This window comes from Deinococcus malanensis, from assembly GCF_014647655.1.
Classification (GTDB): domain Bacteria; phylum Deinococcota; class Deinococci; order Deinococcales; family Deinococcaceae; genus Deinococcus; species Deinococcus malanensis.
In genome coordinates this window covers 1-26,356 of the sequence record NZ_BMPP01000023.1, presented here as the reverse complement: position 1 = coordinate 26,356, position 26,356 = coordinate 1, and the positions used below count along the sequence as shown (strand labels likewise).

The 26,356-nt window shown below is 61.7% G+C and carries 27 protein-coding genes; 16 read left to right on the top strand and 11 right to left on the bottom strand.

The features are described 5' to 3' along the window. Nucleotides 1–140 precede the first annotated feature (140 nt). Nucleotides 141–1,004: a DUF2382 domain-containing protein gene (locus tag IEY49_RS18860; protein WP_189011600.1), complete on the bottom strand. Its 864-nt coding sequence runs from the start codon at nt 1,002–1,004 to the stop codon at nt 141–143. Nucleotides 1,005–1,329: 325 nt separating this feature from the next. Then, nucleotides 1,330–2,184, bottom strand: coding sequence for a hypothetical protein (locus IEY49_RS18855; protein ID WP_189011599.1), 855 nt, complete (start codon nt 2,182–2,184; stop codon nt 1,330–1,332). A 439-nt stretch (nt 2,185–2,623) separates the two neighbouring features. On the opposite strand from IEY49_RS18855, the gene IEY49_RS18850 reads away from it, so the two are divergent. Continuing rightward, complete coding sequence (locus IEY49_RS18850) at nt 2,624–3,295, top strand: response regulator transcription factor (protein ID WP_189011598.1); 672 nt, start codon at nt 2,624–2,626, stop codon at nt 3,293–3,295. After that, nucleotides 3,288–4,727 carry a sensor histidine kinase gene (locus IEY49_RS18845; RefSeq protein WP_189011597.1) on the top strand — a complete coding sequence of 480 codons (1,440 nt, stop codon included), beginning with the start codon at nt 3,288–3,290 and terminating at the stop codon, nt 4,725–4,727. Before IEY49_RS18850 ends, IEY49_RS18845 begins: the two co-directional genes overlap by 8 nt. A gap of 149 nt (nt 4,728–4,876) precedes the next feature. On the opposite strand, the gene IEY49_RS18840 is transcribed toward IEY49_RS18845, so the two are convergent. Beyond that, nucleotides 4,877–5,662 carry a DUF1206 domain-containing protein gene (locus IEY49_RS18840; protein ID WP_189011596.1) on the bottom strand — a complete coding sequence of 262 codons (786 nt, stop codon included), beginning with the start codon at nt 5,660–5,662 and terminating at the stop codon, nt 4,877–4,879. A gap of 576 nt (nt 5,663–6,238) precedes the next feature. Between IEY49_RS18840 and IEY49_RS18835 the strand changes: the two genes are divergently transcribed. The 4 genes from IEY49_RS18835 to IEY49_RS18820 all read left to right on the top strand — a co-directional run bounded on the left by IEY49_RS18835 (nt 6,239) and on the right by IEY49_RS18820 (nt 9,258). Beyond that, the gene (locus IEY49_RS18835; protein WP_229780912.1) at nt 6,239–7,333 is read left to right on the top strand and encodes a S1C family serine protease; all 1,095 of its coding nucleotides are present in this window, start codon (nt 6,239–6,241) and stop codon (nt 7,331–7,333) included. A 77-nt stretch (nt 7,334–7,410) separates the two neighbouring features. Beyond that, nucleotides 7,411–7,851 carry a hypothetical protein gene (locus tag IEY49_RS18830; protein ID WP_189011595.1) on the top strand — a complete coding sequence of 147 codons (441 nt, stop codon included), beginning with the start codon at nt 7,411–7,413 and terminating at the stop codon, nt 7,849–7,851. Between the two features lie 178 nt (nt 7,852–8,029). After that, nucleotides 8,030–8,536, top strand: a complete 507-nt coding sequence (locus IEY49_RS18825; protein ID WP_189011593.1) for a hypothetical protein — start codon at nt 8,030–8,032, stop codon at nt 8,534–8,536. A 347-nt stretch (nt 8,537–8,883) separates the two neighbouring features. After that, nucleotides 8,884–9,258, top strand: coding sequence for a hypothetical protein (locus IEY49_RS18820; RefSeq protein WP_189011592.1), 375 nt, complete (start codon nt 8,884–8,886; stop codon nt 9,256–9,258). A gap of 169 nt (nt 9,259–9,427) precedes the next feature. Here the strand turns inward: IEY49_RS18820 and IEY49_RS18815 are convergent, their stop codons facing one another. Further along, complete coding sequence (locus IEY49_RS18815; RefSeq protein WP_229780911.1) at nt 9,428–9,964, bottom strand: DUF421 domain-containing protein; 537 nt, start codon at nt 9,962–9,964, stop codon at nt 9,428–9,430. A gap of 1,082 nt (nt 9,965–11,046) precedes the next feature. After that, nucleotides 11,047–11,868 carry a metallophosphoesterase gene (locus IEY49_RS18810; protein WP_229780910.1) on the bottom strand — a complete coding sequence of 274 codons (822 nt, stop codon included), beginning with the start codon at nt 11,866–11,868 and terminating at the stop codon, nt 11,047–11,049. Between the two features lie 267 nt (nt 11,869–12,135). Here IEY49_RS18810 and IEY49_RS18805 point away from each other — a divergent pair, with 267 nt between their 5' ends. Continuing rightward, complete coding sequence (locus tag IEY49_RS18805; protein ID WP_229780909.1) at nt 12,136–12,864, top strand: ion transporter; 729 nt, start codon at nt 12,136–12,138, stop codon at nt 12,862–12,864. A 306-nt stretch (nt 12,865–13,170) separates the two neighbouring features. On the opposite strand, the gene IEY49_RS18800 is transcribed toward IEY49_RS18805, so the two are convergent. From IEY49_RS18800 to IEY49_RS18790, 3 genes are all read right to left on the bottom strand, one after another. Further along, nucleotides 13,171–13,620 carry a response regulator gene (locus tag IEY49_RS18800; RefSeq protein WP_229780908.1) on the bottom strand — a complete coding sequence of 150 codons (450 nt, stop codon included), beginning with the start codon at nt 13,618–13,620 and terminating at the stop codon, nt 13,171–13,173. Nucleotides 13,621–13,890: 270 nt separating this feature from the next. Then, a complete protein-coding gene (locus tag IEY49_RS18795; RefSeq protein ID WP_189011589.1) occupies nt 13,891–14,673 on the bottom strand; it encodes a hypothetical protein in 783 nt (260 codons plus the stop codon). After that, nucleotides 14,634–14,894, bottom strand: a complete 261-nt coding sequence (locus IEY49_RS18790) for a hypothetical protein (protein WP_189011588.1) — start codon at nt 14,892–14,894, stop codon at nt 14,634–14,636. The genes IEY49_RS18795 and IEY49_RS18790 overlap by 40 nt, the downstream gene beginning before the upstream one ends. Before the next feature lie 222 nt (nt 14,895–15,116). On the opposite strand from IEY49_RS18790, the gene IEY49_RS18785 reads away from it, so the two are divergent. Both IEY49_RS18785 and IEY49_RS18780 read left to right on the top strand, forming a co-directional pair. Beyond that, entirely contained in the window at nt 15,117–16,010 is an 894-nt protein-coding gene (locus IEY49_RS18785; RefSeq protein WP_189011587.1) for a hypothetical protein, read from the top strand. 221 nt (nt 16,011–16,231) lie between these two features. Beyond that, nucleotides 16,232–16,648 (top strand): hypothetical protein, encoded by a 417-nt coding sequence (locus IEY49_RS18780; protein ID WP_189011586.1) that lies wholly within the window; start codon nt 16,232–16,234, stop codon nt 16,646–16,648. A gap of 79 nt (nt 16,649–16,727) precedes the next feature. Here the strand turns inward: IEY49_RS18780 and IEY49_RS18775 are convergent, their stop codons facing one another. Together IEY49_RS18775 and IEY49_RS18770 are read right to left on the bottom strand one after the other, a co-directional pair. Next, nucleotides 16,728–17,264 carry a macro domain-containing protein gene (locus IEY49_RS18775; RefSeq protein ID WP_189011584.1) on the bottom strand — a complete coding sequence of 179 codons (537 nt, stop codon included), beginning with the start codon at nt 17,262–17,264 and terminating at the stop codon, nt 16,728–16,730. A gap of 266 nt (nt 17,265–17,530) precedes the next feature. Further along, nucleotides 17,531–18,136: a toast rack family protein gene (locus tag IEY49_RS18770; protein ID WP_189011583.1), complete on the bottom strand. Its 606-nt coding sequence runs from the start codon at nt 18,134–18,136 to the stop codon at nt 17,531–17,533. A 193-nt stretch (nt 18,137–18,329) separates the two neighbouring features. Between IEY49_RS18770 and IEY49_RS18765 the strand changes: the two genes are divergently transcribed. Together IEY49_RS18765 and IEY49_RS18760 are read left to right on the top strand one after the other, a co-directional pair. After that, the gene (locus tag IEY49_RS18765) at nt 18,330–18,635 is read left to right on the top strand and encodes a hypothetical protein (protein WP_189011582.1); all 306 of its coding nucleotides are present in this window, start codon (nt 18,330–18,332) and stop codon (nt 18,633–18,635) included. A gap of 233 nt (nt 18,636–18,868) precedes the next feature. Continuing rightward, a complete protein-coding gene (locus IEY49_RS18760; RefSeq protein ID WP_189011581.1) occupies nt 18,869–19,201 on the top strand; it encodes a hypothetical protein in 333 nt (110 codons plus the stop codon). Nucleotides 19,202–19,549: 348 nt separating this feature from the next. Here the strand turns inward: IEY49_RS18760 and IEY49_RS18755 are convergent, their stop codons facing one another. Next, nucleotides 19,550–20,353 carry a hypothetical protein gene (locus IEY49_RS18755; protein WP_189011580.1) on the bottom strand — a complete coding sequence of 268 codons (804 nt, stop codon included), beginning with the start codon at nt 20,351–20,353 and terminating at the stop codon, nt 19,550–19,552. A gap of 208 nt (nt 20,354–20,561) precedes the next feature. Here IEY49_RS18755 and IEY49_RS18750 point away from each other — a divergent pair, with 208 nt between their 5' ends. From IEY49_RS18750 to IEY49_RS18730, 5 genes are all read left to right on the top strand, one after another. Continuing rightward, complete coding sequence (locus IEY49_RS18750) at nt 20,562–20,798, top strand: hypothetical protein (protein ID WP_189011579.1); 237 nt, start codon at nt 20,562–20,564, stop codon at nt 20,796–20,798. 334 nt (nt 20,799–21,132) lie between these two features. After that, a complete protein-coding gene (locus IEY49_RS18745; RefSeq protein ID WP_189011578.1) occupies nt 21,133–22,230 on the top strand; it encodes an App1 family protein phosphatidate phosphatase in 1,098 nt (365 codons plus the stop codon). After that, entirely contained in the window at nt 22,217–23,731 is a 1,515-nt protein-coding gene (locus tag IEY49_RS18740) for a phospholipase D-like domain-containing protein (protein WP_189011577.1), read from the top strand. The genes IEY49_RS18745 and IEY49_RS18740 overlap by 14 nt, the downstream gene beginning before the upstream one ends. A 306-nt stretch (nt 23,732–24,037) precedes the next feature. Then, complete coding sequence (locus IEY49_RS18735) at nt 24,038–24,892, top strand: universal stress protein (RefSeq protein ID WP_189011575.1); 855 nt, start codon at nt 24,038–24,040, stop codon at nt 24,890–24,892. 170 nt (nt 24,893–25,062) lie between these two features. Then, nucleotides 25,063–26,187 (top strand): VLRF1 family aeRF1-type release factor, encoded by a 1,125-nt coding sequence (locus IEY49_RS18730; RefSeq protein WP_229780907.1) that lies wholly within the window; start codon nt 25,063–25,065, stop codon nt 26,185–26,187. The last annotated feature ends 169 nt before the right edge of the window (nt 26,188–26,356 follow it).

Here is a 26,356-nt window from a genome sequence, read left to right as displayed (position 1 = left end):
GCCAGGGAACCGCTTTCCCAGCCTCGGACGGCGTTGTGAATGGTGTGCTCGTTCACTCCAGGGACCAGGCGCTGAATTTCACGCTTCTGACGCTTGCGGTCCCCTCTTCAGGCAGCCTCCCTGATGCGGCGAATGTCTGCTCAGCGGTCGCGGCGATCGTCTGGCGTCGCGTTCAGGTTGACGTCCCCGGATTTATCGACGTCAAGCACTTCCCGGCCCACTTCGGCCGTGTGCGTTTCCGTCTCCGTGATGGTGCGCTTGCCGACCGAAACCTCTTCTGTCACGAAGGCCTGCTTGCCGATGTTGGCACGCTCGGCTTCGACGTCGACCCGCACCGTGGTGTTATCGCCCAGATGGACGTTGCCCTCGACCGGACGGCCGTCACCCACCGCGTGACGTTCGATTACCACTTCCTCGTGCTCGACCTGCACGGCCACGTTCTCCTGACGGGTTTCAACGTGCTTACCGATCTGCACGCTGCCGGCCAGGTACCGCTCCTTGTCCACCACCAGACGCTCCTCAAGCAGCTGGAGGCGCTCAGGCGTCTTGAACAGGCGGTCGCTGGTGTCCTCGTCGCGGTAGTTGTAGCCGTGCTGGGTGGTCTCGGTCGTGGTGGTGCTGGTCATCGCTGCCGTGCCGGTCGCGCCACGCAGGACCCGTTCATCGCTGCTCTGGTGCTCGAAGGTGTACTCCTCGTGATCGCTGTACCGGTGCAGGCTGGAGTACTGGCTGGTCGTGAGGTCATCGAAGTACACGCCGTCGTTCTCGATGCGCGCCAGACCAATCGGGATCAGGGCCGAGCCGTTGATGTCACCGCCGTCCTGGTCGACCACCAGGTAGCGGATGCGGCCCTGGGTATCGTCCACCAGGGCGTCGGCGACCCGGCCAATGGTCTGGCCGCCGCTGATGTGGGCGGGCTGGCCGACCGGGTTATGCATTCCAGCCTGCTGGAAGTCCTGGCTGTGGCGGCTGGAGATCTCGGACAGTCGGTGTAGGTGCGGCATGGTGGTCTCCTTGGTGATGCGGGGGCCTGGGTCACAGGCCTGATGGCTTCCGGTTGAAACGAGGAACTGCTTAGCGAGAGGACAGTCTGGCACCGTTGAATCCATGGTGAGAAGGTCACTGCTGACACCCAGGTGCAGTTTTAAGCAGTGACACTGCGGTCACGGGAAAGGGTTCGTGCTCACTGCCATCCGGAAGGGCAGTTTCTCCTGGTGGTCCTGAACCGCACCGGACGTCTGTGTCTTCAGCCAGCTGGCATGCGTCAGTCGGGTTCCTTGTGGGGATGCCTCGCGTTTCCACGGAGCAACCCCGGGAATCAATTGGGACTCAACTGTTCCCATCTCGAACGCCTTCAAAGTTGAAGAGGATTTCATAGGTGTCATTCCCTTCACGCTCGACACTCCATTCCAGGCGGTTCTGCCCGCGCGTATAGACCGCGGCCACCTTGTCCCGTTCCGGTACTCCACCGGACATCCGGTTGAAGCCCTGCTTGGCGAACTGCTCGCGGTAGAACTCGTTCATCTGCGCGAGACTCAGGCCAGAGCGTACTTTGACCGTGAAGTCCTCGTTCTCCTGATTGACATCATCCACGATGGCCCCGGCGGGCACGGACAGCTGGATTCTCTCCGGGTCATTGCGCAACTGGTCCGTGATCATCACCGGGCCGTACAGGACGTACCCAAGCTGTTCTGGGGTACCGTCCTTGAGGAGAAGCGATGTGTTGCCCTGAGTACCGGCTTGAACTCCGCTCAGGTTGAGCATGGCACGGTAGGCGTTGCTCGATGACTTCATCACCCGCAGTTCCACCGTGTCGTTGGCCCTGCTGTACACCGCGCGGTAAGTATTGTTCGTGAGATCAACGGACATGCGTTTGAATCCCTGTTCACGCAGTTGATTGTCATGGTGCGTATACAGGGCACTCACGCTGGCCATGGAGCGCGACGCCAGGGTAATGGTGCGGTTGTCGTACTTCACACCCAGCACCTGGCTGTTCGGGGGTGGCGCGAAACGCAGATTGGCAGAGTTCTCGTTGAGGCCCTGGAGAAAGCCGGGGCTATAGACCGTCCAGGGCATATCCAGGGTCGAACCGGACAGGACTGCCCGTTGCGTCTGAGCCTGAGCCGTGACGGCCAGAGGGGCGAGCAGCGCGAGAGCGGATGTCAGGATACGAATGGTATTCATGGTGGTCTCCTTTGGTATGAACTTTCAGGGTGGTGGCGCAAGCCGTGCACGCTGCCCTAACTGACGCATCGGAAGATCCCCCTTCCAAAAGGTCCTCCGCGTCATTCAGCTGGGTTCTGGTGCCGCTCAGGCCCCCTGCTTGGACCCGAACGATGCTTGCGCCCTGGCCTCCAGGCAACCCACCTGTGCCACGGTGGCGTCAGGAGGTTAATCCCAGGGGTCCCGACCAGAGGCCTGGCCTTTCCAGGGAGGTCAGGTGAGTCGGAGCCCACACGGGTGGATTTCAGGTGCGAATGCAGCCTGCTCCTGAAGACCACGGCCACAGTAGTTCCGTGCCCTGAAGTTGGACTGTTTTCAAGTTGAAGCCCGGCTGAACCGTTCGTGGTGTCTGCGTGAACAGGAGTAAACTGAAGGTCAAATACCTTGGAGGGTTGATCTGATGCAGCGAATCCTGGTGGTCGATGATGATCCAGGCATCACGAGTATGCTGCGCCGGGGCCTCGCCTACGACGGTTATACGGTGAATGTGGCCGGATCAGGAGAGGAAGCCCTCGAAATCGCACGTACTCATCCTCCGGATCTGGTGGTCCTCGACGTAATGATGCCGAACATGGACGGCCTGCAGGTCCTCTGGCGTTTGCGTGCCGAAGATCCACAGCTTTGCGTGATCCTGTTAACCGCGAGGGACGCGGCGGAGGACCAGGTGGGCGGGCTGGAGGCTGGGGCCGATGATTATGTGGTCAAACCCTTCACGTTCGAGATTCTGCGTGCCCGTATTCGTGCCCTGCTGCGCCGCTCTGAAGGCGGGACGGCTGACGTGCTGTCCTTCGGCAATATCGTCGTAGACGTCACGAAGCATCAGGTCTGGCAAGGCGAACGGGAAGTGATCCTGACCGCACAGGAATTCAAGGTCCTGCGGGTCTTTGTTGAGCAGCCAGAACGCGTGATGAGCAAATCCATGCTCCTGAGCCAGGCGTGGGACCCGGACTACGACGGGGATGACAATATCGTGGAGGTGTACGTCAAGCAGCTCCGCCAGAAACTGGAGGTGAACGACGAATCCCGTGTGATTCACACCATCCGCGGAGCGGGCTACGTGCTGCGTGCCTAGTAACGTTGTCTCCATCCGCCTGCGTCTCGCCCTGTGGTACGGCATTCTCAGCGCCACAGCTCTGTTCCTCATGGCGTTCTTCAGCTACGCCCTCTTCACGCGGAGTCAGTACGTCGCTCAGGATCAGGTTCTCAGGCTCAGTGCCCGGCACGTCGCTGCAGGCGTGCTGGGCGCGGGTCGGTCGTACATCCTGGACACAAAACCAGATAGTGCCAATATCGTCCTCCGGCTGTACAACGCTAACGAACGTCTCGTGCAGGCCACGCCGGGCGCGGAGCAGGTGCCCCCAGCATCACCTCGAGCGACCATCACTGCGCCCGCCGGACCCGCTTACGATTCAGCGGCAGCCCTGGTGCCTGCCCTTCGTGCGAACCCAGTGCAGTCCAGCAGGAACGCGTTCGGAATCCTCATGGTCAAGGGTGAACGCTGGCGGCAGTATGTACTCCCCTTAAAAAAAGAGGACCGCCTCCACGGGTTCGTGGAAGCGCTCACTCCTCTCGGACCGCTCGACCGTGCGGTCCGGGACCTGAGAAATCTGCTGTTCTCCCTGGGGGCGGTTTCGCTGATCGCTGTCATCGGCCTGGGAGGAAGCATTGCCAAGCGGGCCCTGGCACCTGTCGCTCGCCTGACCAGTACGGCTGGGGACATCGCGCAGTCTGGCGACCTCTCTCGCCGCGTCGGTCCGGTGGAACACCCGGATGAACTCGGGCGACTCGCCCTGACGTTCAACGAGATGCTCGGCAGTCTCCAGGCGTCATCTCAGGTTCAGCAGCGCTTCCTGGCGGACGCTTCCCACGAACTTCGTGCGCCGTTGACCATCATGCAGGGCAACCTGGAACTCCTGAGACTGCATCCCGACATGGACCCTCAGGAGAAGCACGAGATGCTGAGCGACGTTGAAAAGGAAACCACGAGGCTTGCCCGGCTCGTCTCGGACATGCTCCTCCTCGCCCGGCGGGATGCCGGGGTGCCCTTCCGCGCCGCACCCCTGGACCTCTCCAGGATTGCGCTTGAAGCCTTCAGGAACGCCCAACGCCTGGCGGGTGGGCAGGTCGTTCAGGCCACCGTCGCACCTGGTGTTCGTGTCTGCGGTGATCCCGACCGACTCCGGCAACTCATTCTGATCCTGCTGGACAATGCTCTGAAATTCACGCCCGCAGGCCGGTCTGTCGACCTCATCGTCCTAGAAGACCAGAACCATGTCCTGCTGGTGGTCCAGGATGAAGGGGCGGGCATTCCGGCCGCCGATCAGGCGCACGTCTTTGAGCGGTTCTACCGGGCGGATCCAGGACGGGGTCGGGATCCTGGCGGGACTGGTCTTGGCCTGCCGATTGCGGCCTGGATTGTGGAGCAGCATGGGGGCCGCATCGAGTTGAAAAGCGGGGAAGGTCAGGGAACACGGGTTGAGGTCACCCTCAAGCGCGAGACCTGAGCGTACCCTCACTTCCCCGCTTCGGCAGGACGACCACAAGTAGCACTCTGGACTCTGCCCCGAGTTCAGGTCATGGGCCACGTAATTCCTGGACCGTTGACACCATGGGGCCCTCTAGGTGATTGAGAGAAGAGCGGCGGGTGGCCCATTTACGTGTCCACTGGGATCCTCCGGTACCGGCTGCGAAGCAACTCGTAGAGGCCAAAGGCGACGAGCCCGACCGCTATGAAGCTTAAGAGCCACTGTCCATATGGACCATTCTCCACGGCCCGCAGGGCTTCCCTGAGCCCTCCTGCTCTCTCCGGACTGAAATCCCACGCGGCCTGAATAAAGAAGATACCGACGATTCCGATCACCAGGCCTCGTGCAGCGATGCCAAGGCGGCCAATGGTCGTGATGAGGCGCCGCTGCGTTTCATGGCCGCCTACCAGTTCCAGACGCTTCATGAACATGCCGGAGTACGCCACGTAGCACAGGTTCAGGGCGACAGCCACCACGACGAGGCCACCAAGTCCGACGAGGAGCTGTCCGAAGGGCAGGGAGAGCAGCCATTCTGTCCAGTCATCCTCGGCATTCAGGTTCTGGCGGTCTGGACTATCGAACAGGACCAGGACGGTTGCAAAGTAGGTCAGGCTGGCGTAGGCACCTGCACTCAGGAGCAGACCGAGGCGCTTGGCGACCCCTTTCAGGGTGCGGGGGTACCGCTCGGGGTTCACAGTGGCCCGGAAGCCTTGCCACAGGGCGTACCCGAACAAGCCAGCGGCGGTGATGGCCAGGGTTACCTGTCCGAACAGGTCCTCCCCAATCATTTCGAGAACGCCACGGGTTCCTGGCGGGTGGATCGTCACCAGGATTGCCGCCTTGGCGGTGAGCACGCCAAGCGTGATGTAAACCATTCCTTTCACGAAATAGCCGAGACGTGCCAGTACTTTCATCCAAGAGGTGGGGTCAGGTTGATGGCCTTTCGTTTCCCCAGAGCTATTCATCACTCCACACTAAATGCAGAGCGGAAAAAGGTGTTATCAATTTAGTGTGGTTATCTATAAAGGGTGAGGTTTCTCGCAAAACAATAAGTAGATCAGGAGTGGATAACGGTAGATACATGGCGGGATGTAACGGTCCAGCACGGGCTTCTTGAACCGAATTAGATGTTGGGCTGAATCCCAGCTGAATACTTGCTTAGGCGGACAAAATACTTTCTGGTGTCTGGAATCATCCATGGCAGATATATTCGACTTGTCGCTGCAGATGAGCCCATGACTGATGTAAGGCTTTGTTATTAACAATAAAGGCTGGCATTGTAGATATAAGCCATGACTCAAAGATATTACACTGTACAGAAAACACCAAAATTTTATCGTGCTGTGCTGCCGAACGCAATCAGAGTTCCAAATTCCTATGACCACATTCACTTTTGGAGGTGAATTGTGCTACGTACTTTCACACCAGGTCTGCTTGCAGTCACTATCCTTTTAGGTGCCTGCGAACAGCAGACCAGTCAACGCACTCCCGTGACTGCCTCAGTCCCTGCTTCTGCACCCGCTGAATCAGCGGCTCTGGAGTACGAGGAGAACACCATCTCAGTCACAGACGAGAGCCAGAACGGGGTGGTGTTCATCACGCGTCGCAACCAGATGCCCGGGACCGGCATGGACTCCAGCGAAGCAGGCGAAGACGCCTCCGGCCAGGATGTCACGGGCACGGGTTCCGGGTTTTTTGTCGACGACCAGGGATTCATTCTGACGAACTTCCACGTGGTGGAAGGAGCCCAGCAAGTGACCGTGCATCTGCCTGACCGGAAGAGAGAATTCCCGGCCCGGATTGTCGGTGTGGCTCCCGAGTACGATCTGGCGCTCCTTCAGACCACAGACATCCCCGACGACCTGTACGACCCACTGGAGCTGGGCGACAGTGATCAGGTGCGAGTCGGGGCGAAAGCCATCGCGATGGGGTCTCCGTTCGGCCTGGAATTCTCCGTTACTCAGGGCATCGTTTCAGCCAAGAACCGGGTGGTTCCGACCGGCATCAACGGCATCCCGCAGAACAGCATCCAGACTGATGCGGCCATCAATCCCGGGAACTCAGGCGGCCCGCTCCTGAACAGTGCTGCTGAGGTGATCGGGATCAATACGATGATCCTTTCCCCAGGAACGGCGGCCTCCGGTACGGGTCAGAACGCCGGGGTTGGATTTGCCATCCCGATCAATACTGCTAAGGCGATCCTGCCACGCCTCAAGGCAGGAGAAACAGTCAACGTACCCCGGATTGGCGTCACGGGCATTCCAGTCGCGTTGCTGCCAGGCGAGGTGCGTCAGGAGTTCAACCTTCCGGATGATGGTGTGCTGGTGCAGGAGGTCTCCCCAGCAAGCCCTGCGGCGGGTGCCGGACTTCAAGGCGGCTTGCGGCGTCTTGAACTGGGGGAGGCAGCGCTCCTGATGGGCGGTGACGTCATCACGAGGATTGCCGGACAACCGGTCACGACCCTGCAGGACATCCAGACGGCACTTGTTTCCCAGCAGGGTGGAGGAACGGTCGAACTCATGATTCAGCGTGATGGCGAGACACGTGAACTCGTGTTGAACCTTGCTGCCAGGAACGTCGAATGACCTCTGCCGGAATCAGAGTGCGCAAGACCTGGCCTCAAGCCTTCCGGGTCGTCTGGTCCTCCCTGGTGATGGTCAGCGTGAGTGCCATGCTCCTGCCGGCAGGGGCTCTCCCCACAGCACAGGAAAGCGCAACGTGGAGTACCTCCGCCATGGCAGGCGCGCAGTACATCATTCTTCCCCCGCGGATTGAAGGGAAGCCCAAGGGCCTCACCGAGCAGCAACGCACGATCGTGCTCAACTCCATGCGTCATGACCTGGCCGGTTCGCTGAAACGCCGTTACCCCAAAGCGACAGTGGGCACGACACCCGCAGGCCAGGATGTGATCACGGTCACTCCTGTCATCCAGGCTCCAAAAGTTCTGCTTCCCTGGGGAAAACTCGATTTGAAGCTGATCTTCGAACGGAAGAACGGTCAGCAACTCCTGCTGAAGCAGCAGTTCACCCTGTTGAGTCTCTGGCAACAGCAGGATGACGCCGCGAAATACGCCTACGACAAGCTCATTAACAGTTTGCCATAACTTTCAAAGCTGAAGGAGCGGCACCTGGCACCTACCTGATTCGTCCAGTGCTTCGCAAGCAGGCACAGGATCAGCGACTTGAGATCAATCCGCATGTTGTCACTTCTCCTCTGCGCTTCGTTTCCCCAAGCCGTTCAGAGGAGCGCGCCAAACGCACAACCCAGACCAGGAGGTTTCTATGATGCGTCTCGCTCTGCTGATGTTAAGTCTGGTGCCAGGCTCAGCCTTCGCCCAGATGAACCATGAACGCCTGCTCTCAGGCACCACGCTTGGCCTGCCCTGGGGCCTCTATTCAGGGGCTAAATCCCGGCCGCAGAAGGACGAATCCCGCCTGCAGCTGAGCGCTCGCTCTGGAGCCAGGGTGCTCGGTGCTAAATATGACGCCGGCACCCAGTCGGCGCTGCTGTCTTATCGCGACAACCTGAATGCGCGTCACGCGCTGGAGGTTGCCGTGGATCAACTGCAACGCCAGGGGTTTGAGCTGACGTTCAGGTCCTGGCTTGGGGAAGGCAGGGCGCAAGCGCTCCTGCGACGCAATGAACGTCTCCTGGAGGTCCGCATCATCCAGGTCGCTGAGCAAGTGACGCAGGCGTTGTACCGCTTCCGGGACGGGAATCTTCCAGAACGTCTGATGGTCAGTCAGTTGCCGTTCGACCTGGAGGTGTACGCCGCCCCGTTGACCTGAAGACCATGCAGGCAGAACGCGGACGTCTGCTCCTAACCCCTCCAGCGGACGTTCCTGTTGATCTCGCCAGTTACCGCAACGGCGTCGTCAGTCTGCAGTTTTATGGTGACTTTTCCTTGTCGCAGCTCACGGCCTTCTAGCTTCCGTTCTTCATCTCGCAGGGATTTATCGAGAGCGGCGATACGCGGGAAGGCGCCACCGAGGCGACATACCGATTTGCACGAGGCGATGAGCGGTTGACGGTTGAACTCCAAGCGAGAAGGTCCACCAACCGAGCCCGGGTCGACTTGCAGTTCCAACGGTGACCGCAGGCTCTGGCGAGGTCAACTTCTCGGAGAAGGTGAGAAATGGCAGATTTCGCGGAACTGGTGAATGAGGCACGCGTCCGGCACCTGAAGAAGGTTCAGCAGAGGGAACAAGCAAAAAGTTACGTTCACGACGTCATGAATCAAGCACGGGAGCAGATTGAGGCCAGTGGAGGCACTCTGACCGACGCCGAGAACTGGAGTTACCACGGTCTCCTCGCGTTCAACCACTACACGTTGTCGTTCCCGGCGGATATCGGTGTCTCTGATATGGAACTGGAGGTCGGTGGCCGGGCGCTGCCAGAAGCAGGGTACGAAATCGTGGTGGGTCACCCGGAGAACCCGATAGTCGTGAACGACCATCTAGAGGGTGTGGCTGTCGTGTTCGACTATGTCAGGGAGGCAATGCCAAACTGAGGAACTTGCGCAGCAGGCGGGCAGGGTGAATCCGGTCCGCTTTGAATTTCTGGTGATCACACCCCGTCGGAGCAGGCCTCCATGGCTACCGGCTCTCAGCGGTGGATGTTCATGATCAGAAGCAATCCCACCCAGGTCGACGGTTCAGCGGTGAGGAACGTGCGGAAGTTCAATCCGCGCGACGCGGAAACGTGCCGGGGTGTCTGGATTCGGTTCCCTGAACCACAGAGACACTGCCACCCGACTCCAGGACGGCCAACCGCACCTGCGCCACATCACTGACCCCCTGGCTGCGCAGCTGCTGTTCCAGGGACTGTCTGGAGACGCGTGCCCGGCGCATCACCGCCTCACGGTACTGGCCGTACTCGATCAGGACCACCGGGGGATTGTCCACCACGTCGTGAAAACGCTGGGAGCGGGCGCTCAGGAAGGAGGTGGCCCACTGCAGCAGCGCCAGGCACAGCAGGGCGAGTGCGCCCTCAGTGAGGTTCCGGCCCATGATCGAACTGGCGACCAGTGAGCCCGCCGCGACGTTGATCAGGAAGTCGAAGGAAGTGAAGGACGCGAATGTGCGCGCGCCAAAGCCGCGCGCGATAAAAATCACCAGTATGTAGAGCAGGACCACCGAGAGGATGACGCGTACGAGGAACTCCACGGACCAGCCGCCCTGCGGCGTCAGAAGGTCCTGCAAGACCGACAGCCACATGTCCATAGGGCACGTTATCCCACAAGCCGCCTGTCCAGATGCGGGTGTGACAGTTCACCCTCCCCGGAACGGATTAGCGCGCCACCCTCAGCCGCTTGGCCAGAAGTCCTCCCAGGAACGTTCTTCTTCAGGACGGCCGTATGACGGCTCTGAAGTCCAGTCTTCTTCAGGTGCGGTCCCTGGGGATCCTCCGCCCAGGTCTTCTTCCCATGGACTCACCTCATCCGTGGGAATGCCGTCATCCGACCACCCGTCCGTGTCTCCCCAGGAGTCCGCCGAAGGCGCTTCCAGGGGAAGTCTCTCCTCAGGAACCGGCAGGTCCTCCGGGTTCGGAACGGGCGCCGGGTCCTGGCCCTACCCGCGCGTTGAGGCACCATCACGAAGCCGATGAGACACGTGCAATGGCGCGGAGGAACACGCCTCTCTACACCCAGAAGATCCGCCCTATGGATTTCTTCCCTGTTTCCGACCAGAACGAATGAAGTGAGGCGGTAAACGATTGATCTGCGTTCCTTTCCTTTAGAAGGCAGATCTCCGTCAGCCTCCGTAACAGCTGATTTCGCAGCGACGGCTAGTCCGGCGCACACCCTCACAGCGTGGAAAGCTCAAGAAGCAGCGGAGTGATCATCCGTCATCTTCGTCTTGAGGTGCTCGTGGATCGCCATCACTTCATGGAGGACGTACCGTTGTTCATCGACCAGTAACGGCTGGGGCCGTCTGTGTATGACGTCCAGGCGGCGCAACGCCTCCTGATCACCCAGATCCTCAGCTAAGGACCGGGTGGAGGATAACGCGCGGACCAGCAGGAGACTCGGCACAGTGCATGGATCATGACCATCCCACCAGTGGCTGACCTGTCTGACACATGAAGCGTCGTACAGCGATTATCCCCGGCTCACGAGAATGGGTTCAAGGCGGCGCAACTGAACACTCATCCCCGGCCTCATTCTTGCCGGTTCATCTGCTTTGACATCTGAGTGGTCGGCAGGCTCCGCCCCTCCACCCTCCGGGTGGACGCGCCTGGTGCGGGACTCCTTTGGGCCCAGCGGGCTTTCCCTGTCCTCGCGGGCACCGTGAAGCGTTCAGCCTGGACGCAGATCCAGCACGACGACTTCCGCGTGAGCACCCCAGCGGAATGGAACGCCACTCACTCCGGCACCAGTTGACACGTACGCCTGGACCGGTGCCGTTACCCAGCCTTTGAGGAAGCGGGACCCGCACGGCGTGTGCCGGTATAGCCACGCGAGCCCTGGAACCGCGACCTGACCTCCGTGGGTATGGCCGCACAACGCCAGGCCCACGCGGTCCGGTGGGACACTGGGCAACACGTTCGGGTGATGGCTCAGGAGCAGGCACGCGCCCGCCCGGGGACGCGCCTGTAAGGCCCCTTCCACGTCAGGATTCCCCCTCAGGAGACTGTCCACGCCCGCGAGGTACAGGTCATCGCGCAGAAGAACACCGCGGTTGCACAGGACCTGCACGCCGGCGGCCTGAAGTTGAGTTTCGAACGACGTCAGGTGACCGGGAAAGCGGAGGTGGTCATGGTTGCCCCAGACTGCCCAGACGCCCAAGGGTGGGCGCAGGGCCTGCAGGGGCCGCAGCAGTCCCGCCACATCTCGGCCTGGCTGGTGCTCGTCCACCAGGTCGCCCGTGATCACCACTACGTCCGGATCCGCCTCACTCGCTGTACGAACCCACCGCCAGACCTGCCAGGACGGGACGAGCGCGCCGTAATGCAGGTCCGTCAGGTGAACGACACGCACGGGGCGGGTGAGCCCGGGCAGGTCAGTGGTCAGTTCTCGAACCTGAAATTGGTACGCGCCCCAGACCATCCGCGTGAACAGGAGGGCCAGGGCGGTCATGCCCAGCCGGAACGGCGACCACGACGCAGCCACCTGGGTCATTGCGGTGGTCCCTGAACTCCGGACGGACGGTCTCATTGGCTGTCCAGCCTCTCATATCCAGGGTGGGAGCACTCATGGCTGAGTGTTCATCCCGCTGGTCACGGTGGGGGGCGACGTGACCTGGGCGGCAGGTCTGCTGACGGGCGAGGCGCCGACAAGGAATGGCTGCACCTGACCCCGGCCCTGATGTTGAGCCTGCGGGCTTCACGTCAGCCCAGGTGCTGCTCCTGCTCCCAGGCCAGTGGTTGGTCCCGTTAAGCTGCGGGCGTGACCGTTCCCCCCTCGGAGCACGAGCAGCAGCATCAACGCTGGGAACTCCTGCGGCGCCTCGACCGCCTCACGAACGTTCCCATGACCCTGCTGGCCTTCGTCTGGCTCGCCCTACTGATCGTGGACCTCACCCCCTTCTGGCAGACCGTCAGCAACCTGATCTGGGGGCTGTCCATCCTGGACTTCCTCCTCGCCCTCCTCGTGGCTCCCGACCGGTCGCGCTACCTGCAGGCCAACCTGCTGACCGCCTTCTCGTTGCTCCTGCCTGCCCTGCGCATCCTGAGGATCTTCCGGGCCTTCCGCGCCCTGCGGCTTCTGCGCGCGACCCGCTCGATTAACCTGTTGCGGCTCCTGACGTCACTGAACCGGGGCCTCAAGGCCGTGGGCGGGGCGGTCCGGCACCGGGGCCTGGGCTACGTGGTCCTGCTGACCGTGATCCTGACGCTTGGCGGCGCCGCTGGCATGCTGGCCTTCGAGCGCTCGGAGACGCCCGGCAGGCCGGGGTTGAACACGTACCCGGAAGCGTTGTGGTGGACGGCGATGCTGATGACCTCACTGGGATCGGATTACTGGCCGGTGAGCCTGGAGGGGCGCCTGCTCACGTTCCTGCTGGCCCTGTACGCGCTGGCGGTGTTCGGGTACATCACGGCGGCCATCGCCAGTCTGTTCATTGACCAGGACAGGAAGCAGGCACCGGCAGACGAAAAAGAGGTGGTCAGCCTGTAGAGCGAGTTGCGGGCCATCCGGCAGGAACTGGTCACCCTGCGCGCTGACCGGCCCGGCCCGCAGGACCTGTGAACGTTAGTTCTGCGGCTCCGGGTGGGTGACTTCAATGGTTAACCAGCCTCGAAGCAGACCCCCGTAAAAAATCATCATTTTGCTGGTCGACGCTTTCAGTGGCCCTCCCATCTGCGGTCGTTTCAGCTTCATTTCTGACAATACCGTCGTCCTCTGCCGGAGTAGTCAGAGCGTCATGTCGTAAACGGGAGGATCTGTTCAGAGGGGCCCGGGAGGGTGACACGTCCAGACGGTTCAGGTTTCTGATTCCAGCTGCATCCTGAATGAGCCGTTCTCGGGCGATAATCCCGCGGCAGGGCTCAACCATCGCTGATGTAATTGGTTCAGGATCACGATCAGGTCGTCCGGGTCAACTGGCTTGACAAGGTATTCTAAGGCCCCTGCGGCCAGGCAGGCGGCCAGGTCTACCGGTTCGGCGGACGTGGTGAAGACCACGACCGGGATCTGGCGCAGGTCCTCGTCCTCCTGCATGGCGCGCAGCACCTCCAGACCATTAACTCTGGGCATGTTCAGGTCGAGCAGCACCAGGGTAGGCCGGACCCGCTGCTGCCGGAGCGCATCGAGCGCCTCTGCGCCATCCTGAGCCACCTGAACTTCGCAGCAGATGTCGCTGGCTTTCAACGCGATCTGGGCGAGTTCCAGGTCGAGCAGGTTGTCTTCAACGAGCAACACGAACGTCTTCACGTGCCTCTGCTGCATGTGGCTCCCTCGTGTGGTGGTCAGCGAAATCCTGAAGGCGAAGAGAAACTTATGCAGTCACCGCCTTGTCCTGCGCTGCTGGTTGTGCGTCATGCCTTCAGATGTCAGGAGTGGAGCTAAAACCGGGCTCGCTTCTGGTGATCATGAGTCACCTGCAGGCGAAAGAACGGGGGCAAGGCGCGATGATTCCCCACGACTGGGGAGTGGAGCGGGAGCACGACGCGCCCGCTCCACTGGCCTGCAGGCTCCCGGGATTTACATGAGCTTCTTGTGGTTCCTGGAATCCGTAGTCACGGGCGCCTGGGGGCCAGAATGGGCGTCCACCGGACGGGTCGGAGTGGTGGACGGCGGCGAACTCGGGGCAACGGCACTGGTGTGGGTGTCGGCCGGTGCTGCTGGCGGGTCGCCCGTAGCGTTCTCCTGAACGCGGCTCATCACCTGCCCGACAGCCTGCTGCGTTTCCTGCATGGCGTCACGCAGGGCCGGGCGAGGATCTTCGCCCTTCTTGACATGATCAACCCCTTCATGCAACGACTCGCCGGCCTGCTGGAGGTGCTTGCGGGTGTCCGGGCTGAGCTTCTCGGCGTAGGTCCTCAGTTTCTCCTGAACCTGGGGTTGACGCGCCAGGTAGTACCCGCCCCCAGCCAGGAGCAGGAGAATCCACGGGATGCCGCCCCGGCGGGCACAGACGTCCACGGTCATGTGATTCAGGCTGGTGGCCAGCCTCCGGAGTTCCGCGTCCTGCTGGTCGAAGTGCTCGTGGATGAGGTGCTCCAGCTGCTGGTGGTGGCGGCCGATCTGGTTCTTGACTTCTGTCTGCACCAGGGCGCGAAGGTGCGCTGAATCCGGGGTGCGGGACGGTGATGGACGGTGGTTCTGCAGGGCGTCATGAGCGGCATTGCACATGGTGTCCTCCGCTGAACTCAGGGTGTGCATGACAGCGCCGACACCGCCCGCCAGTGCCCCTGGAAGGGGTCGGGCCACGTCGGCCACCGTGTCTACCAGGGTGGCTGCTCCGTGCTGAACGCCTGAAGCCACGCTTTGAGCGTTGTCAGCGGCCAGGTGACCTGCACTGCACTGGCCAGGGTGCCGCGCAAGTTCCGGAGGGATCGGCCCAAGGCTTGGGACAGGCACTGGCGGTTGTCCTGCCGGCTCAGCAGGAGCGCGGTCAGACTGCCGATGACGGCGCCGCCAGTAAGGGTGAGCGAGCGGGTGGCGGTTCCGGTACGGGTTGGCTTGTAGTTCAGTGGTGCTTGCATGAGGGTCCCCTTTCTGGATGACCCAGGGCGCAGGCGAGAATTCAGTGCGGGCAGCATCCTTCGAATGTCACTTCAAGGAGCTGGGCCTGCTGCCGGTCAACCATCTGGACGATAGGGACCGCTATGTTTTCAGAAGTTGAAGTTGAGCTGACGTCGATACAACAGCACCGGGTCTCCCTGCTGCTCAGCCGACACAGACCGGTCGAGGTTGTGCTCTACGCCATGTCCAGCAGCTACCGTGACCTGAGAGGGAAATGCAAGCTGTGGGAATTTGAGGACGGTTTTATTCGCAGACTGGAAAGCGCTCTGGACACAGTGCGGGAGTTCAGGTCCGTGCCCGTGCCCAGTGGTACGAAGGCCCGAACGGAACTGGGCATGTCCTACACCGGTACACTCACCAGTCACTTCCGCGTCACCGGAGATTCGAGTGAGCAACGAATTCTGTGCAACACCCATACCCGGGACATCAGATACTTGGCGGCTCGACTTGATGTGTCCCCCGAGCAGGTGGAGGCGTTTCTCCGGACCTTCCACAACGCCGTGAAGACGACGCTGACTTCGTACGCCAGTGTTCAGAGCGTGGTTCAAGAGCGGCCCCGAAACAAGTCTACGGATAAGCCGATTCCTCAGACCAGCAGCCAGCTTGAGGCGGGCATTTCCTCGCTGCTGACCCCGACCAGGCCGCATTCAGCGCCTGCCTATGCCGGACCCAACAACAAGATCGCGGAGTTCGATGCCTGGCAGGCGCAGGTCCTGAAACCGGTGCTGACCCGGGTCGCCGGTACACTCAGTCGGCACGACGGGATCTACGCGAGAGTCGCAACGCTGAAAAACGGAATGGAACTCGTCATTTCCGGCGAGGTGGTTCAGTCGGTCACCGATTCCGGCACCACCAACATCCGGTTTTCTGTCACTGGCACCTTCAGTGGCGACCGCCATCAGGTGAAACTGTCGACCAGCGGAATCAAGTGGGAGTACGCCCACCAACTGGGCACCAGCCTGTCGGGACAGGGCGCGATGAACCACAAGCCTGGAATCTACGACCTCGCTTCCCGGTGGCCGGACAGCGAGTTGCACGTGAAGATCCTTGAAGATGTGTCGGCCATCCTTCAGTAGGCTCAAGCCATGAACCACCGCAAACGCCTTCGCTCCTGAGGCTGATGCAGGAAGTTCGATTGACGGCATGAACAAAGCACTGGGTCACCCCCAGAACCTTTGAACCCACAGAGGGAGCCGCGAGGCTCCCTTCTTCTTTGCGCCCCACAGCCTGAACCTTGCTTGACACACGTGCGCCCCATCATCGTAGAAGGCATGAATCCCCCAGGACGAGAACCCTCATGCTTGTAAGCGGTCTCCTGCAGGAACGCACCGCCCTCGGCGGTGTCATCCGCGACTTCCAGGGTCGCACCCTCGCCTGGATCGGTACCCTCCCTGAACCCGCCATACCCGGCGACTACCTCCAGGGTCACGGCGAACTCACCCGCGAGCACAGCATGGCCGTGCGCACTGTGAAGATCATCGCGCGTGGCACTGAACCCGCTGAGACGTACCTCGCCCACTTCGTTAAAGGCGTGGGCCCTGCTATCGCTCGGCGTATCACGACCGATCTCGGGCTAGCAGCACTGGACAAGCTCGCGCACGGCACTATCCCTGAGAACGTTCCGGAGAAACTTCACCTGCCGTTACGGGACGCCTGCCGGAGCAAAACCTGGGAGCAGATGGCCGCGCTCTTCCTGCTGTTGCCCGGGCCATAGCCGGAGGGGTTGAGAAAGCCGAAATCAGGCGCCGTGTGCCGTACACCCACCAATCAACTCAGTCCTGCTCCCCCTATCTTCACGACTCCAGCGTGTTAGCCCGCTCCAGCTCACTCAACGCACGCTTGAAAACGTTCACCGTTCCTGCCCCATGCAACACCAGACGCACCCTCAGGGCAGGGTGAGACGCCAGGAACGTCCGGATGGTCTCCAGCGTTACCGCCGCTGCTTCCGGCAGCGGGTACCCGTACACGCCCGTACTGATCGCGGGAAACGACACGGAATCGCACCCGTGTTCGACAGCCAGTCGAAGGCTCTCGCGGTACGCTCCAGCCAGCAGGGCGGCCTCTCCCTGCTGGCCACCCCGCCAGATGGGACCGACCGCATGAATCACGTACTGCACGCCCTGACGGGCCAGGTCAAACGACGGGGTGATCACTGCAGTGCCCGTCGGGGTACCCCCCAGTGTTCGGATTGCCCGGAGCAGCTCCGGTCCGGCCGCCCGGTGGATGACGCCGTCAACCCCACCTCCCCCGGCCAGTTCCTTGTTTGCGGCCGTGACCACGGCGCAGGTGGTCTCCTGACTGATGTCTGCCTGCACGAGTTCCAGTGGCATAGGGTCAGGCTACCGGGCGACTGCGCACTGGTGAGGTGGCGCAACCTCTAGGGGGAGCGCGGCCTTGGGTCTGTGCCTTCCGTGCTGCTGCCCGGGCCATGCCGGAAAGGGCTGGCGCTGGAGGGGAAAGGGGGAGGAGATAGGGTGGAGGGGGATGGAGAAGGCAGGGGGTGTGAGTCTGCATTCTATGGTCGTCGCCCACCCGTCCGCTGTGGATTCCCCCGTGCTGATCTCAGATTGGGACACGTCAGACCACGACAGAGCGGTTACTGAACCGTGACCGAGCCGGTATCCACGGTGACGTTCAGGATGACCCGGGTGTGGGCCGTGGCGTAATTGTCGGTCTGGGCGGCATCGTTGACCTGTGAACCCTCCTTGAGGGCGCGGCCCTGGAACTTCACGTAGCCCTGGCCAAGGCGGGACTGAACACGCAGGCCGACGCTGGACGGCACCTTGATCATCAGGTCACCTTGGCCGATGGCGACCGTGCCGGTCATTGCGGCGGTGCCCAGCGCCAGCTTCACGTCGCCCGTGGTGTGCGTCAGGGCCAGCGAAGGCACATTCAGACCCCGCAGGTCCAGGCGGATGTCGCCGGCGTTGTGCCGGACCTTCAGGCTGACCGGTGTGGCAGGACTCAGGCCGAGGGCCCAGTCGCCGACCTCGCGTCCAGCGCTGACCAGCGCGACCCCGGACTGCACGCGCACGTTCGGAGCCTTCAGGGTGGGCGAAGCGTTGTCGTGCCGGGTGATGGACAGGTCTCCGGCGCCGTGCGTCAGGGTGAGATGCACCGAGCGGTAGGACGCGGCAGCGAGGGCGGTGCCGAGGGTCAGGGCCAGTGGCGCGAGCAGCTGAGCAGAGCGGGTGTAGGTCATGGAGGGCTCCGGTCGTCGTGAGAGCGGTCAGGTCAGGCGTGCCTGCCTATTGTCCGGGTCAGGGACGAGGTGGGCAAGCAGATGTGGGGCGCGTCACGCCAGATAGAAGCGATACGTGGGCACCAGCGCAGCACGCTCGAGCGACCAGAAGATCCCTGTTTGCCCAGTCTCGCTGCACCTGCCACAGTGAGGAATGAACAAAGACAACGGCACGGTGCCCCCCACCGGGACCGAAGGCGATGACACGGACCACTGGCACCTCACCGACGAATACTACTTCTACGTCCCAGGCGCACCTGAGGGGCTGGAACGGTATGGCTTCCCTCCCACCGCTCCTGGCGCGACGGAAGGCCGCTATGAAGGCAGCGAGGTCCGCTGGTTTTTCGACGGCACGCATACGCGTGTTCATGTACACCGGGGCAGGATGAGTGCCAGGATTGCCAGGGCGCTGGACGAGATCGACGACGCTGACGTCGCTGTTATGCCCCCGCCCCCTTAAACCCGACCCGGCGATGGAACCTGGCAGCACCTTCTGCATCATTCAGCCGGAGAATACGCCGTCACTCCGGCTCGCCGGGAACATGGGATTCCACCCTGAGCGGATGGTCAGTCACGCAGCACAGGACTGGCAGGTTCTGCTCAGACACGACAGGCAGGGCACGGGGCTGGCGACGGTATAGGACGTACGCAAGTTCAGCATCATGCTGCTGGTCCTTGTGTTCTGCTGTTGATGTGTCTCCTGCTCAGTCGTTCCAGCATCCAATTCTTGTCTTAGTTCTTCTGGCCGCTGCGGGAGTTCTGGTCTTCGGCATCTGGCGGGGACGGCCGGACCTGGGAAAGCGAGCGTTTATGGGTGTGATTCTGACGAGCGTGGTGGTCTCGCTGGTGGCGGGTTTCATTCCCTTTCTTCCTGTTCCGCCACGGAATCAGATCATTTACCTGGTGACTGGTGGTACTGCGGTGATCCATTTGATAAGCGCTGTGCCGCTCCTGGTCGCCGGGAACTGGTTCCAGACCATCAAGGCCGCCACCGAAACGCAAAAATCTCGAAGTGTCAGCTGCTGAGGGTCAACCGCTATTCCCCGTAATTGAGAAAAGGCGGTTTCAATGAGTATACGGAGTTTCGGTAGGGCTGAACTGGCAAGTGCCCCGGGCCGCCTGATCAATACACGGAGGACCTATGTCCGATGAAGCTTCTGGTCCCCAATTGCACCTGTTGCAGCTTCCCCAGTTCCCCCGGTCAGCTGCCTATGATCCTGCAGCAATTGTCCAGCACGAAATGGGCTTCCACGCCTTGGGGCTCACGGAATGGCTGCGCGAGTCCATGCACCTGCGTCCTGGCATGCGGGTCCTGGACCTCACCTGTGGCAAGGCCCTGAGTTCCATCTTTCTTTCTCCCAGTCTATCTGGAACCTACTTCACTCCCCCTGGCCGGAAGAACCCAAACTGGTACGCCCCATTCGCTCGCGATTCCAGGTTCACCACCGGCCCCGAAGGACTCAGTGCGATGGTCGGTCCATCCGCGTTCCGCCCCTTGGTGTAATACAGCCCCTCGAAGCCCTTCAAGGGACCCGTGAGGAACTTGAGACGCTTGCTCGACGCAGTGTACGCATACGTGCCCCACTCGTTGTCACGCACCCGGTAGCGTTTCGAATCCACTAGGGAAAACCGGTACCCGTACACGAAGCCACCCGGACCATTCCATTGGTACACCGCGTACTCTCCCATGGGTGGGTTCGCTGGTAAGATCGCCTGCCCTGCGGGTTGAGCCGGTACGGGCACCTGAACCGGAGCACCGCCCGGCGTGGGGGCGGGCACTGCAGGCCGTGGGTTCGGTGGCGTGGGAACCGCTTTTGACATACCGACAGTAAAGGCCGTGCGGGCCTGAACCAGCCCCATTGAACTCATGTACTTTAGGCGGGCTTGATAGGTCCCGGGCTGAAGTGCCCGGAACACGACCGTGCCGTCAGGGTCCGATTGCAGGTACTGCGTTTCCAGGGCACTGGTCTGGGCGTCCGGCGCCGACGCAGGAACGACGACCACGTACCGTGGTCCACCCACCTCGTGATCGAGCGGGACCTCTTTGAATGTGACCCGGATCGTTTCACTGGTGCTGTAGGCCGTTTTACTGGTGTACAGCGTTTGCGCTGCCACCGGGCTGAGCAACGCGGTGGCGGTCAGGAGGAGAGTGAGCGCGGGTCGGCAGCCGGTCAGCATGGTCTGTTCAGCGTACCGGGGGTTGAAGCACATTGTCCTGACAGACATCCGCAGGGAGCTCGCGCCTCCAGTCTCGATCCCTCGCCTGTGACACTTCAGGAGGAACGTGGCTGAGCCGGCAACTTACAGCAGCGGCCTCCAGACCGTCGCGTCACCATGAGGCGCCCGCCAGCCTTGAGGAATAAAGTAAGGTATAGGAAGTAAACATATGTCTGAAGACGACAAGAGCATTGGAGAGCGTCTGGGAAATGCAGCCGACGCTGCCAAACACAAGGTGAACGAGATGGCAGATCGGGGCCGTGCTGAAGCTCACGATGCTAAAGCGGAAACGGCCGACAATCCTGTTGACCGCACGATGGAAAAAGGGAAAGGCATGGTTGACCGGGGCAAAGCCGAACTGCATGAGAACGTCAGTGAGCGTGACGCGAAAGACGCTGGACGTTAACACTTTCAATCATTCGACACGGTGCCTCCAGGCACCGTGTCGATTCTTTTCATCTTCCGGACGTGTTGATGAATGTGAGGGATGTTGAAACACATGCTCGACTGCAAGGATTGGTACTCTTTCTTGAAAATTGACACGACAACATGATCCACCGCCAGCCTCTGCGGGCGTTTGATTGTTGTGCTGCCTCAGGTCCACTGGGCCTGACTCCTGCCACAGCGCACACGTCATGCTTGCCCGCTGTGGCGGGAGAGATGAACGAATGAATGGGTGCAGACTTCATGAAACATAACAAGCTGGCAGGGTGTTTTCCCCCGATGCCTACAGTGGCTGAATGAAGCATGCACTTCTGCACGCCCTGCAAGCCGGTAAAGGAGGGCTGGACGAGACCTTCGGCCCCCTCGTGCAACATTGGCGACGGGCGGGACCTCCTGATCTGCGGACCTATTGCGGCTTTGGAACGCCCCATGCTGTCACGGTGAAAGGTCGCGTGCTGCGTCAGTACGATTTCCAACCTGGAACGCCATCCGATTCTGCCTGGCTCAACTTCTGGCGCATCATCCTGCGTCTCCTCAGTCGGGAGTTGAGCGGAGTACCAGTGGTTGGGTACCTGAAAAGCACGGAGGCGCGCGCCACAACGAGTCGGGAGGGGTACTTTGAACTGCGCTTCTCCCTGCCTGAACCGCTCTGTGCAGCCTGGCATACTGCTCAGGTCACTCTGCCTGACCACGCAGAACACGGCAGTGTCCCGGTGCGGGTGGTTGGCGTAGCCGATTTCGGAATCATTTCTGACCTGGACGACACGGTAATCCGGACCAGAGCACACCAGCTTTGGCAGATGCTGGAAACGGTACTGTTTGAAAACTCGCGTACCCGGCTGCCCTTCGCGGGCGTCGGTGAGCTGTACCATGCCCTGGCACGCGGACCGGACGGCCGGGGGGACAATCCGGTGTTCTACGTGTCCAGTAGCCCATGGAACTTGTACGGTCTTATCTGGCGGTTCCTGAACAAGCGTGAGGTGCCGCTTGGGCCACTCCTCTTACGCGACTGGAACCTGCAAACCCTCGCGGGGTCCCACGACACCCACAAGTTGGAAGCCATCCAGCAGATGATGACCACCTACCCTGACCTGCCTTTCGTTCTGATTGGCGACAGCGGCCAGGAGGACCCGGAAATTTACCGTGAGGCCGCACGACGCTTCCCAGGTCGCGTACGCGCGATTTACATCCGCAACGTGACTGGAGGTCGACGCCAAACGGAGGTCGTGAAGCTACGCGGGGAACTGGAGGCAGAAGGCGTGGATCTGAAGCTGGTCCCTGACAGTCTCTCTGCCGCGCAGCATGCGCAGGCCACTGGACTGATCGCGCCCGGTGCCCTGCCGAAGGTGACAGCTGCGGTCGAAGAGGATCGGGCAGCACATGGCCGTTACTGACCCAAATTACTGGTTTCTTGGGCCTGACAAGCTCTCTCTTACGCCCCATTACACCAGCGGCAACGCGGTTGAAGCCCTGATTGACGGCGCGGCGTACTTCACCCACCTGGCTGGTCAGCTGGACAGAATGGAAGCAGGAGACGAGGTGCACCTCTCCGGGTGGAGAGTGACGGCTTCGGAACGCCTGCGGCCTGACCTGCCCGGGTCCCCCACCCTGGCCGCGACCTTGGGGAGGCTGAGTGCGAGGGGCGTACGGGTGCGGGCCCTGTTGTGGCGGTTTCCTTTTCCACCAGCCGGATGGATTCTGTCCCGCTTTCGTGACAATGTGGTCTTCGCTCGGCAGGTGCGCCGGAACGGTGGAGAGGCCGTACTGGATGGGCGGCTGCGGCGGGACGTGCCGAGCTCGCATCACCAGAAGGCGGTCGTGCTGCGCTCAGGAGAGCAGGTGCAGGCGTATGTCGGTGGAATCGACCTGTGCCGTGGACGGTGGGACACGCCTGTCCATGCGGAACGTCCCAAAGAGCTTCAAGGGGACTTCGAGTCCTGGCACGACGTGCAATGCGTGGTAACGGGGCAGGCCGCCACGCAGGTGTGGGACAACTTCACCCAGCGGTGGAATGACCGCACGCTCCCGGGACGCTTTGATGCGCCACCGAGCCCCATCCGGACTCCGCGACCGGAGGGTCAGCGCTGTGGGCAGCAGCATGTCCAAGTACTCCGCACCCTGGCTTCCGGTGTGTACCCTTTCGCGCCTCAGGGAGATCAGAGCCTGCGTCAGGCGTATGAGCGGGCCATTGAGCAGGCAGAACACTATATCTACATCGAGGATCAACTGATCTGGCCCAGTAGCCTCACCGAACGCCTGTGTGATGCGGCCGCCCGGGGTGTCAAGGTCATGCTGGTTATGACCCGGGTGTACGAACTGCCTGGAGTGGCGGCTTTTCATAACACGCTGCGCCATCAGGTTCTTGAACAGATTCGTTCCGCAGCACCGCACAACGTCCACCTGTTTCACCTTCGGCAGCGTTCCCGCCGGCGCGGTATCTACCTGCACTCAAAGCTGCTGGTCGTGGATAACTGCTTTGCCATCGTGGGTTCGATGAACGTCAGCCGCCGCAGCTGTGCCACAGACTCGGAACTGGCCCTCGCGGTTGTGGACGGCCAGACGATCTCCGGACGCATGGGGGGGCAAACGGTGGACGTCTGCGGCTTTGCCCGGAGTTTGCGGCTGGCGCTATGGAGTGAACATCTGGGACTGCCTGAAGGTGACCTTGACGACCCCCTTGAAGCGCTGAGTGCCTGGCCATCCGGACCAGATGGAACACAGCAGCACCACGTGGTCGTTCATCAGGTTCCGGTGCCACGTCTGCCAGTGCCTGCCCTGATCGCGGGTCTGCTGAACCCAGGGCAGCGGACCTCCAGGGCAGGTGGGCGCACTCTACTCACGTCTGAGGGCCAAGACCCTGATCGTTCCCGGCGCCATCCGGTCCGGAAGCTTTGAACGTATCTTTCCCGCTCGTGGTGACCAGCGCAAGTGTCTCGACAGGTGTCTGAATACCATTTTTCCTGAGGTAACACTGAGGAAACCTGCAAAGCACGAATGACACGAGTGGTGTACGGTCAAAGGGAAGAAAGAGGCCCGCAGGGCTTCAGGGATTCAGCGCCCATACGCTGACAGGGCGGAGTCAGTCGGTGGGCTTCGCCCTTGTCTTTGGATGACGCCTACGACGACCTCTGATCGGTACAGCTTCTGTGGCTGCCGGCTGATGGTGGCACGCCCTGCCACTCGTCTTCAGGAGGTGAGCTTATGAACACGCGTGTCCTCATTGCGTTGGACACCCTCGACATGACGTCGACCACTTTGGCGACCGCACGCTCCTTCTTTCCTCACGCAGCGTGTCACCTGTTGCACGTCCTGCCTGCCGTCCCTCAAACAGTGTCATCTTTGGGCGGTCCTGTGGTCCTGGTAGGTACAGATCAACCGTCACGAAACGAAGCCCAGCAGCAGCTGCGCGCGCTTGGGGACGGTGAACTGGTAGACGGCGGTGACCCAGCCAGTGAGATTCTGCGTCGCGCGGCGAGTGATGCCTTCGACCTCGTGGTCATGGGCACCAGTGGCCGACGCGGTCTGTCCCGGATGCTGCTCGGTTCGGTCGCTGAGCGCGTGGTGCGGGAATCGGCGCGTCCGGTCATGACCGTCCGTCAGGCCGGGCATGGGCCAGCCAGCCGGATCCTGGTCCTGACCGACTTCTCGTCGGCTGCGCATCAGGCCCTGAGCGCGGCTCAGCAGTACTTTCCTGATGCGAACGCCCACCTGCTGCATGTCGTATCACCCACTGCCCTAACCGCGCCTCTCTCCCTTGCACCAGCGGGACGCGCCATCACGGCCGCGTCACTCGCCGCACGCAACCGCGAGTGGGTTCAGGAGGCACGCGAGCAGCTGGCCCGTCTGGGTGGGGGCGAGATCGTGGAAGGTGACCCCGCCGAGGTCGCTCTCGCACGCGCGCGCAGTGGCGCATACGACCTGATTGCGCTGGGTACGGCCGGGCGGGATGGCTTCGAGCGGCTGATGTTCGGCTCGGTGGCACAGCAGATCGTTCGCGAATCTCCTATTCCCGTGCTGACTGCCCGGTCACTGGACTTAGCTGTGCAAGGCGCCTGAGTGGAAAAACCCAGGGGCCGCACCCCACGGCTGGAACTCACATTCAGATGGCGCCGAGGAGCGGGTCAACCAGCAGCTTTAAATCACGAATCGCGCCACAAGGAGATTTTATAATCACCCAAACTGATTTCAACCGCGTTCAGGCCCTGCCTGCCGACCAGTCCGTCCTGATGGCGGTGGTGCACGTCAATCCTGCTGATCCGGACAATCATGGGGACGCTCTCACCACCCGGGTCCGAAGCGCTCTGAATGACCTGGGCGTTCCACCGACCCTGGGTCAGCGCCTGCTGACCGATCTCGCCCGGGCCCGTGAAGCCAGTGGCAAGAGTGCCGTGTACGTGCTGGGTGAAGATCTCGACGAGCGTTACGACGTTCAGCTGGACCTGCCCGAGCGTTACCACTTCGGTCACCCTCTACCCAGCATGCTGCTCTCCGCCACACAGGCCCACCCGCCCCTCGGGGTGCTGGCGGTGGACCGGGACTGGGCCCGCATGTTCGTGCTGAAGCAGGGTGAATTGATCGAACTGCGCCGCGAAGCCCACGCTGCTCTGGACGATGTGGACCGCGATGACCTGACCGCGTCCACGCACGCTGTTCCGGGAGCACCGGGCGCGGCTCGTGCCTGGGACGGCGGAGGCTTTGCGCCGCAGGGCACCGGCCCGCGCAGTGACAGCGGCAAGGAGTTCTTCCAGCGGCACCTGGACGCCCTCCAGCAGCGCTTTTACAACGATACGGCGCAGCAGCTCTCGAAGCTGCTCAAAGACCAGGGCGTCAACCTTCTCGCGCTGGTCGGGCCGGTGGCGCGGGTCGCGGAGTTCAGGGCTGAACTTCCTGATGTTACTTCCTTCGAGGTGATCGGGGAGACGAACGTGGAGGTGGGGACCGGCGACGCTCCGGACCAGATGCTGCTCGACCGGCTCATGCCCCTGCTGGCTGAGCACCACCAGTGGGCCCAGACCCGGCTGATGGAGCAGGTGCAGGAGCAGGGCGTGATGGAGATGGAACGGGTGCTCGAGATGGTGCAGGAGGGCCGGATCCACCTGCTCGTCATTCCCGAGGACGGCGCGCAACTGCACCTGTACCGCAGCCACAATCCAGAGGTGCCTTACTTTACCAGCCGGAAGAATGTCCACGAGAGCCCGCTGGACGGCAGTCTGATGGAACGCGTGACCCTGGAGGAACTGGTGCCACAGTGGCAGTCCCTGTACGGGTTGGAGGTTCAGCGGGTGTACGGCGAACACGCAGAGAAACTGGTCAGTGAGTACGGTGGCCTTGCCGGATTGACGCGCTACTAAGCGTAGAGAGGACTGGGTTGAGCGCCGAGTGAGCAGAGACTGCCGGTAAAGCGTCGATGTGCAACTTGAGGTTGTGCCGGTTTTGCGTACTTCAAGTTAAGCGGCGGCTGGCTGTCTGGCAAGATGGTGGGCTTCGAACTCGGCAGGGCTGAGATACCCAAGGGTCGAG

Bases quoted from the DNA above. Each gene is read 5' to 3' on its own strand.
- IEY49_RS18860 (WP_189011600.1), bottom strand. From the start codon at position 1,004: ATGCCGCACCTACACCGACTGTCCGAGATCTCCAGCCGCCACAGCCAG.
- IEY49_RS18855 (WP_189011599.1), bottom strand. From the start codon at position 2,184: ATGAATACCATTCGTATCCTGACATCCGCTCTCGCGCTGCTCGCCCCT.
- IEY49_RS18850 (WP_189011598.1), top strand. From the start codon at position 2,624: ATGCAGCGAATCCTGGTGGTCGATGATGATCCAGGCATCACGAGTATG.
- IEY49_RS18840 (WP_189011596.1), bottom strand. From the start codon at position 5,662: ATGAAAGTACTGGCACGTCTCGGCTATTTCGTGAAAGGAATGGTTTAC.
- IEY49_RS18825 (WP_189011593.1), top strand. From the start codon at position 8,030: ATGATGCGTCTCGCTCTGCTGATGTTAAGTCTGGTGCCAGGCTCAGCC.
- IEY49_RS18820 (WP_189011592.1), top strand. From the start codon at position 8,884: ATGGCAGATTTCGCGGAACTGGTGAATGAGGCACGCGTCCGGCACCTG.
- IEY49_RS18815 (WP_229780911.1), bottom strand. From the start codon at position 9,964: ATGTGGCTGTCGGTCTTGCAGGACCTTCTGACGCCGCAGGGCGGCTGG.
- IEY49_RS18810 (WP_229780910.1), bottom strand. From the start codon at position 11,868: ATGACCCAGGTGGCTGCGTCGTGGTCGCCGTTCCGGCTGGGCATGACC.
- IEY49_RS18790 (WP_189011588.1), bottom strand. From the start codon at position 14,894: ATGCAAGCACCACTGAACTACAAGCCAACCCGTACCGGAACCGCCACC.
- IEY49_RS18785 (WP_189011587.1), top strand. From the start codon at position 15,117: ATGTCCAGCAGCTACCGTGACCTGAGAGGGAAATGCAAGCTGTGGGAA.
- IEY49_RS18780 (WP_189011586.1), top strand. From the start codon at position 16,232: ATGCTTGTAAGCGGTCTCCTGCAGGAACGCACCGCCCTCGGCGGTGTC.
- IEY49_RS18775 (WP_189011584.1), bottom strand. From the start codon at position 17,264: ATGCCACTGGAACTCGTGCAGGCAGACATCAGTCAGGAGACCACCTGC.
- IEY49_RS18770 (WP_189011583.1), bottom strand. From the start codon at position 18,136: ATGACCTACACCCGCTCTGCTCAGCTGCTCGCGCCACTGGCCCTGACC.
- IEY49_RS18765 (WP_189011582.1), top strand. From the start codon at position 18,330: ATGAACAAAGACAACGGCACGGTGCCCCCCACCGGGACCGAAGGCGAT.
- IEY49_RS18755 (WP_189011580.1), bottom strand. From the start codon at position 20,353: ATGCTGACCGGCTGCCGACCCGCGCTCACTCTCCTCCTGACCGCCACC.
- IEY49_RS18750 (WP_189011579.1), top strand. From the start codon at position 20,562: ATGTCTGAAGACGACAAGAGCATTGGAGAGCGTCTGGGAAATGCAGCC.
- IEY49_RS18745 (WP_189011578.1), top strand. From the start codon at position 21,133: ATGAAGCATGCACTTCTGCACGCCCTGCAAGCCGGTAAAGGAGGGCTG.
- IEY49_RS18740 (WP_189011577.1), top strand. From the start codon at position 22,217: ATGGCCGTTACTGACCCAAATTACTGGTTTCTTGGGCCTGACAAGCTC.
- IEY49_RS18735 (WP_189011575.1), top strand. From the start codon at position 24,038: ATGAACACGCGTGTCCTCATTGCGTTGGACACCCTCGACATGACGTCG.
- IEY49_RS18730 (WP_229780907.1), top strand. From the start codon at position 25,063: ATGGCGGTGGTGCACGTCAATCCTGCTGATCCGGACAATCATGGGGAC.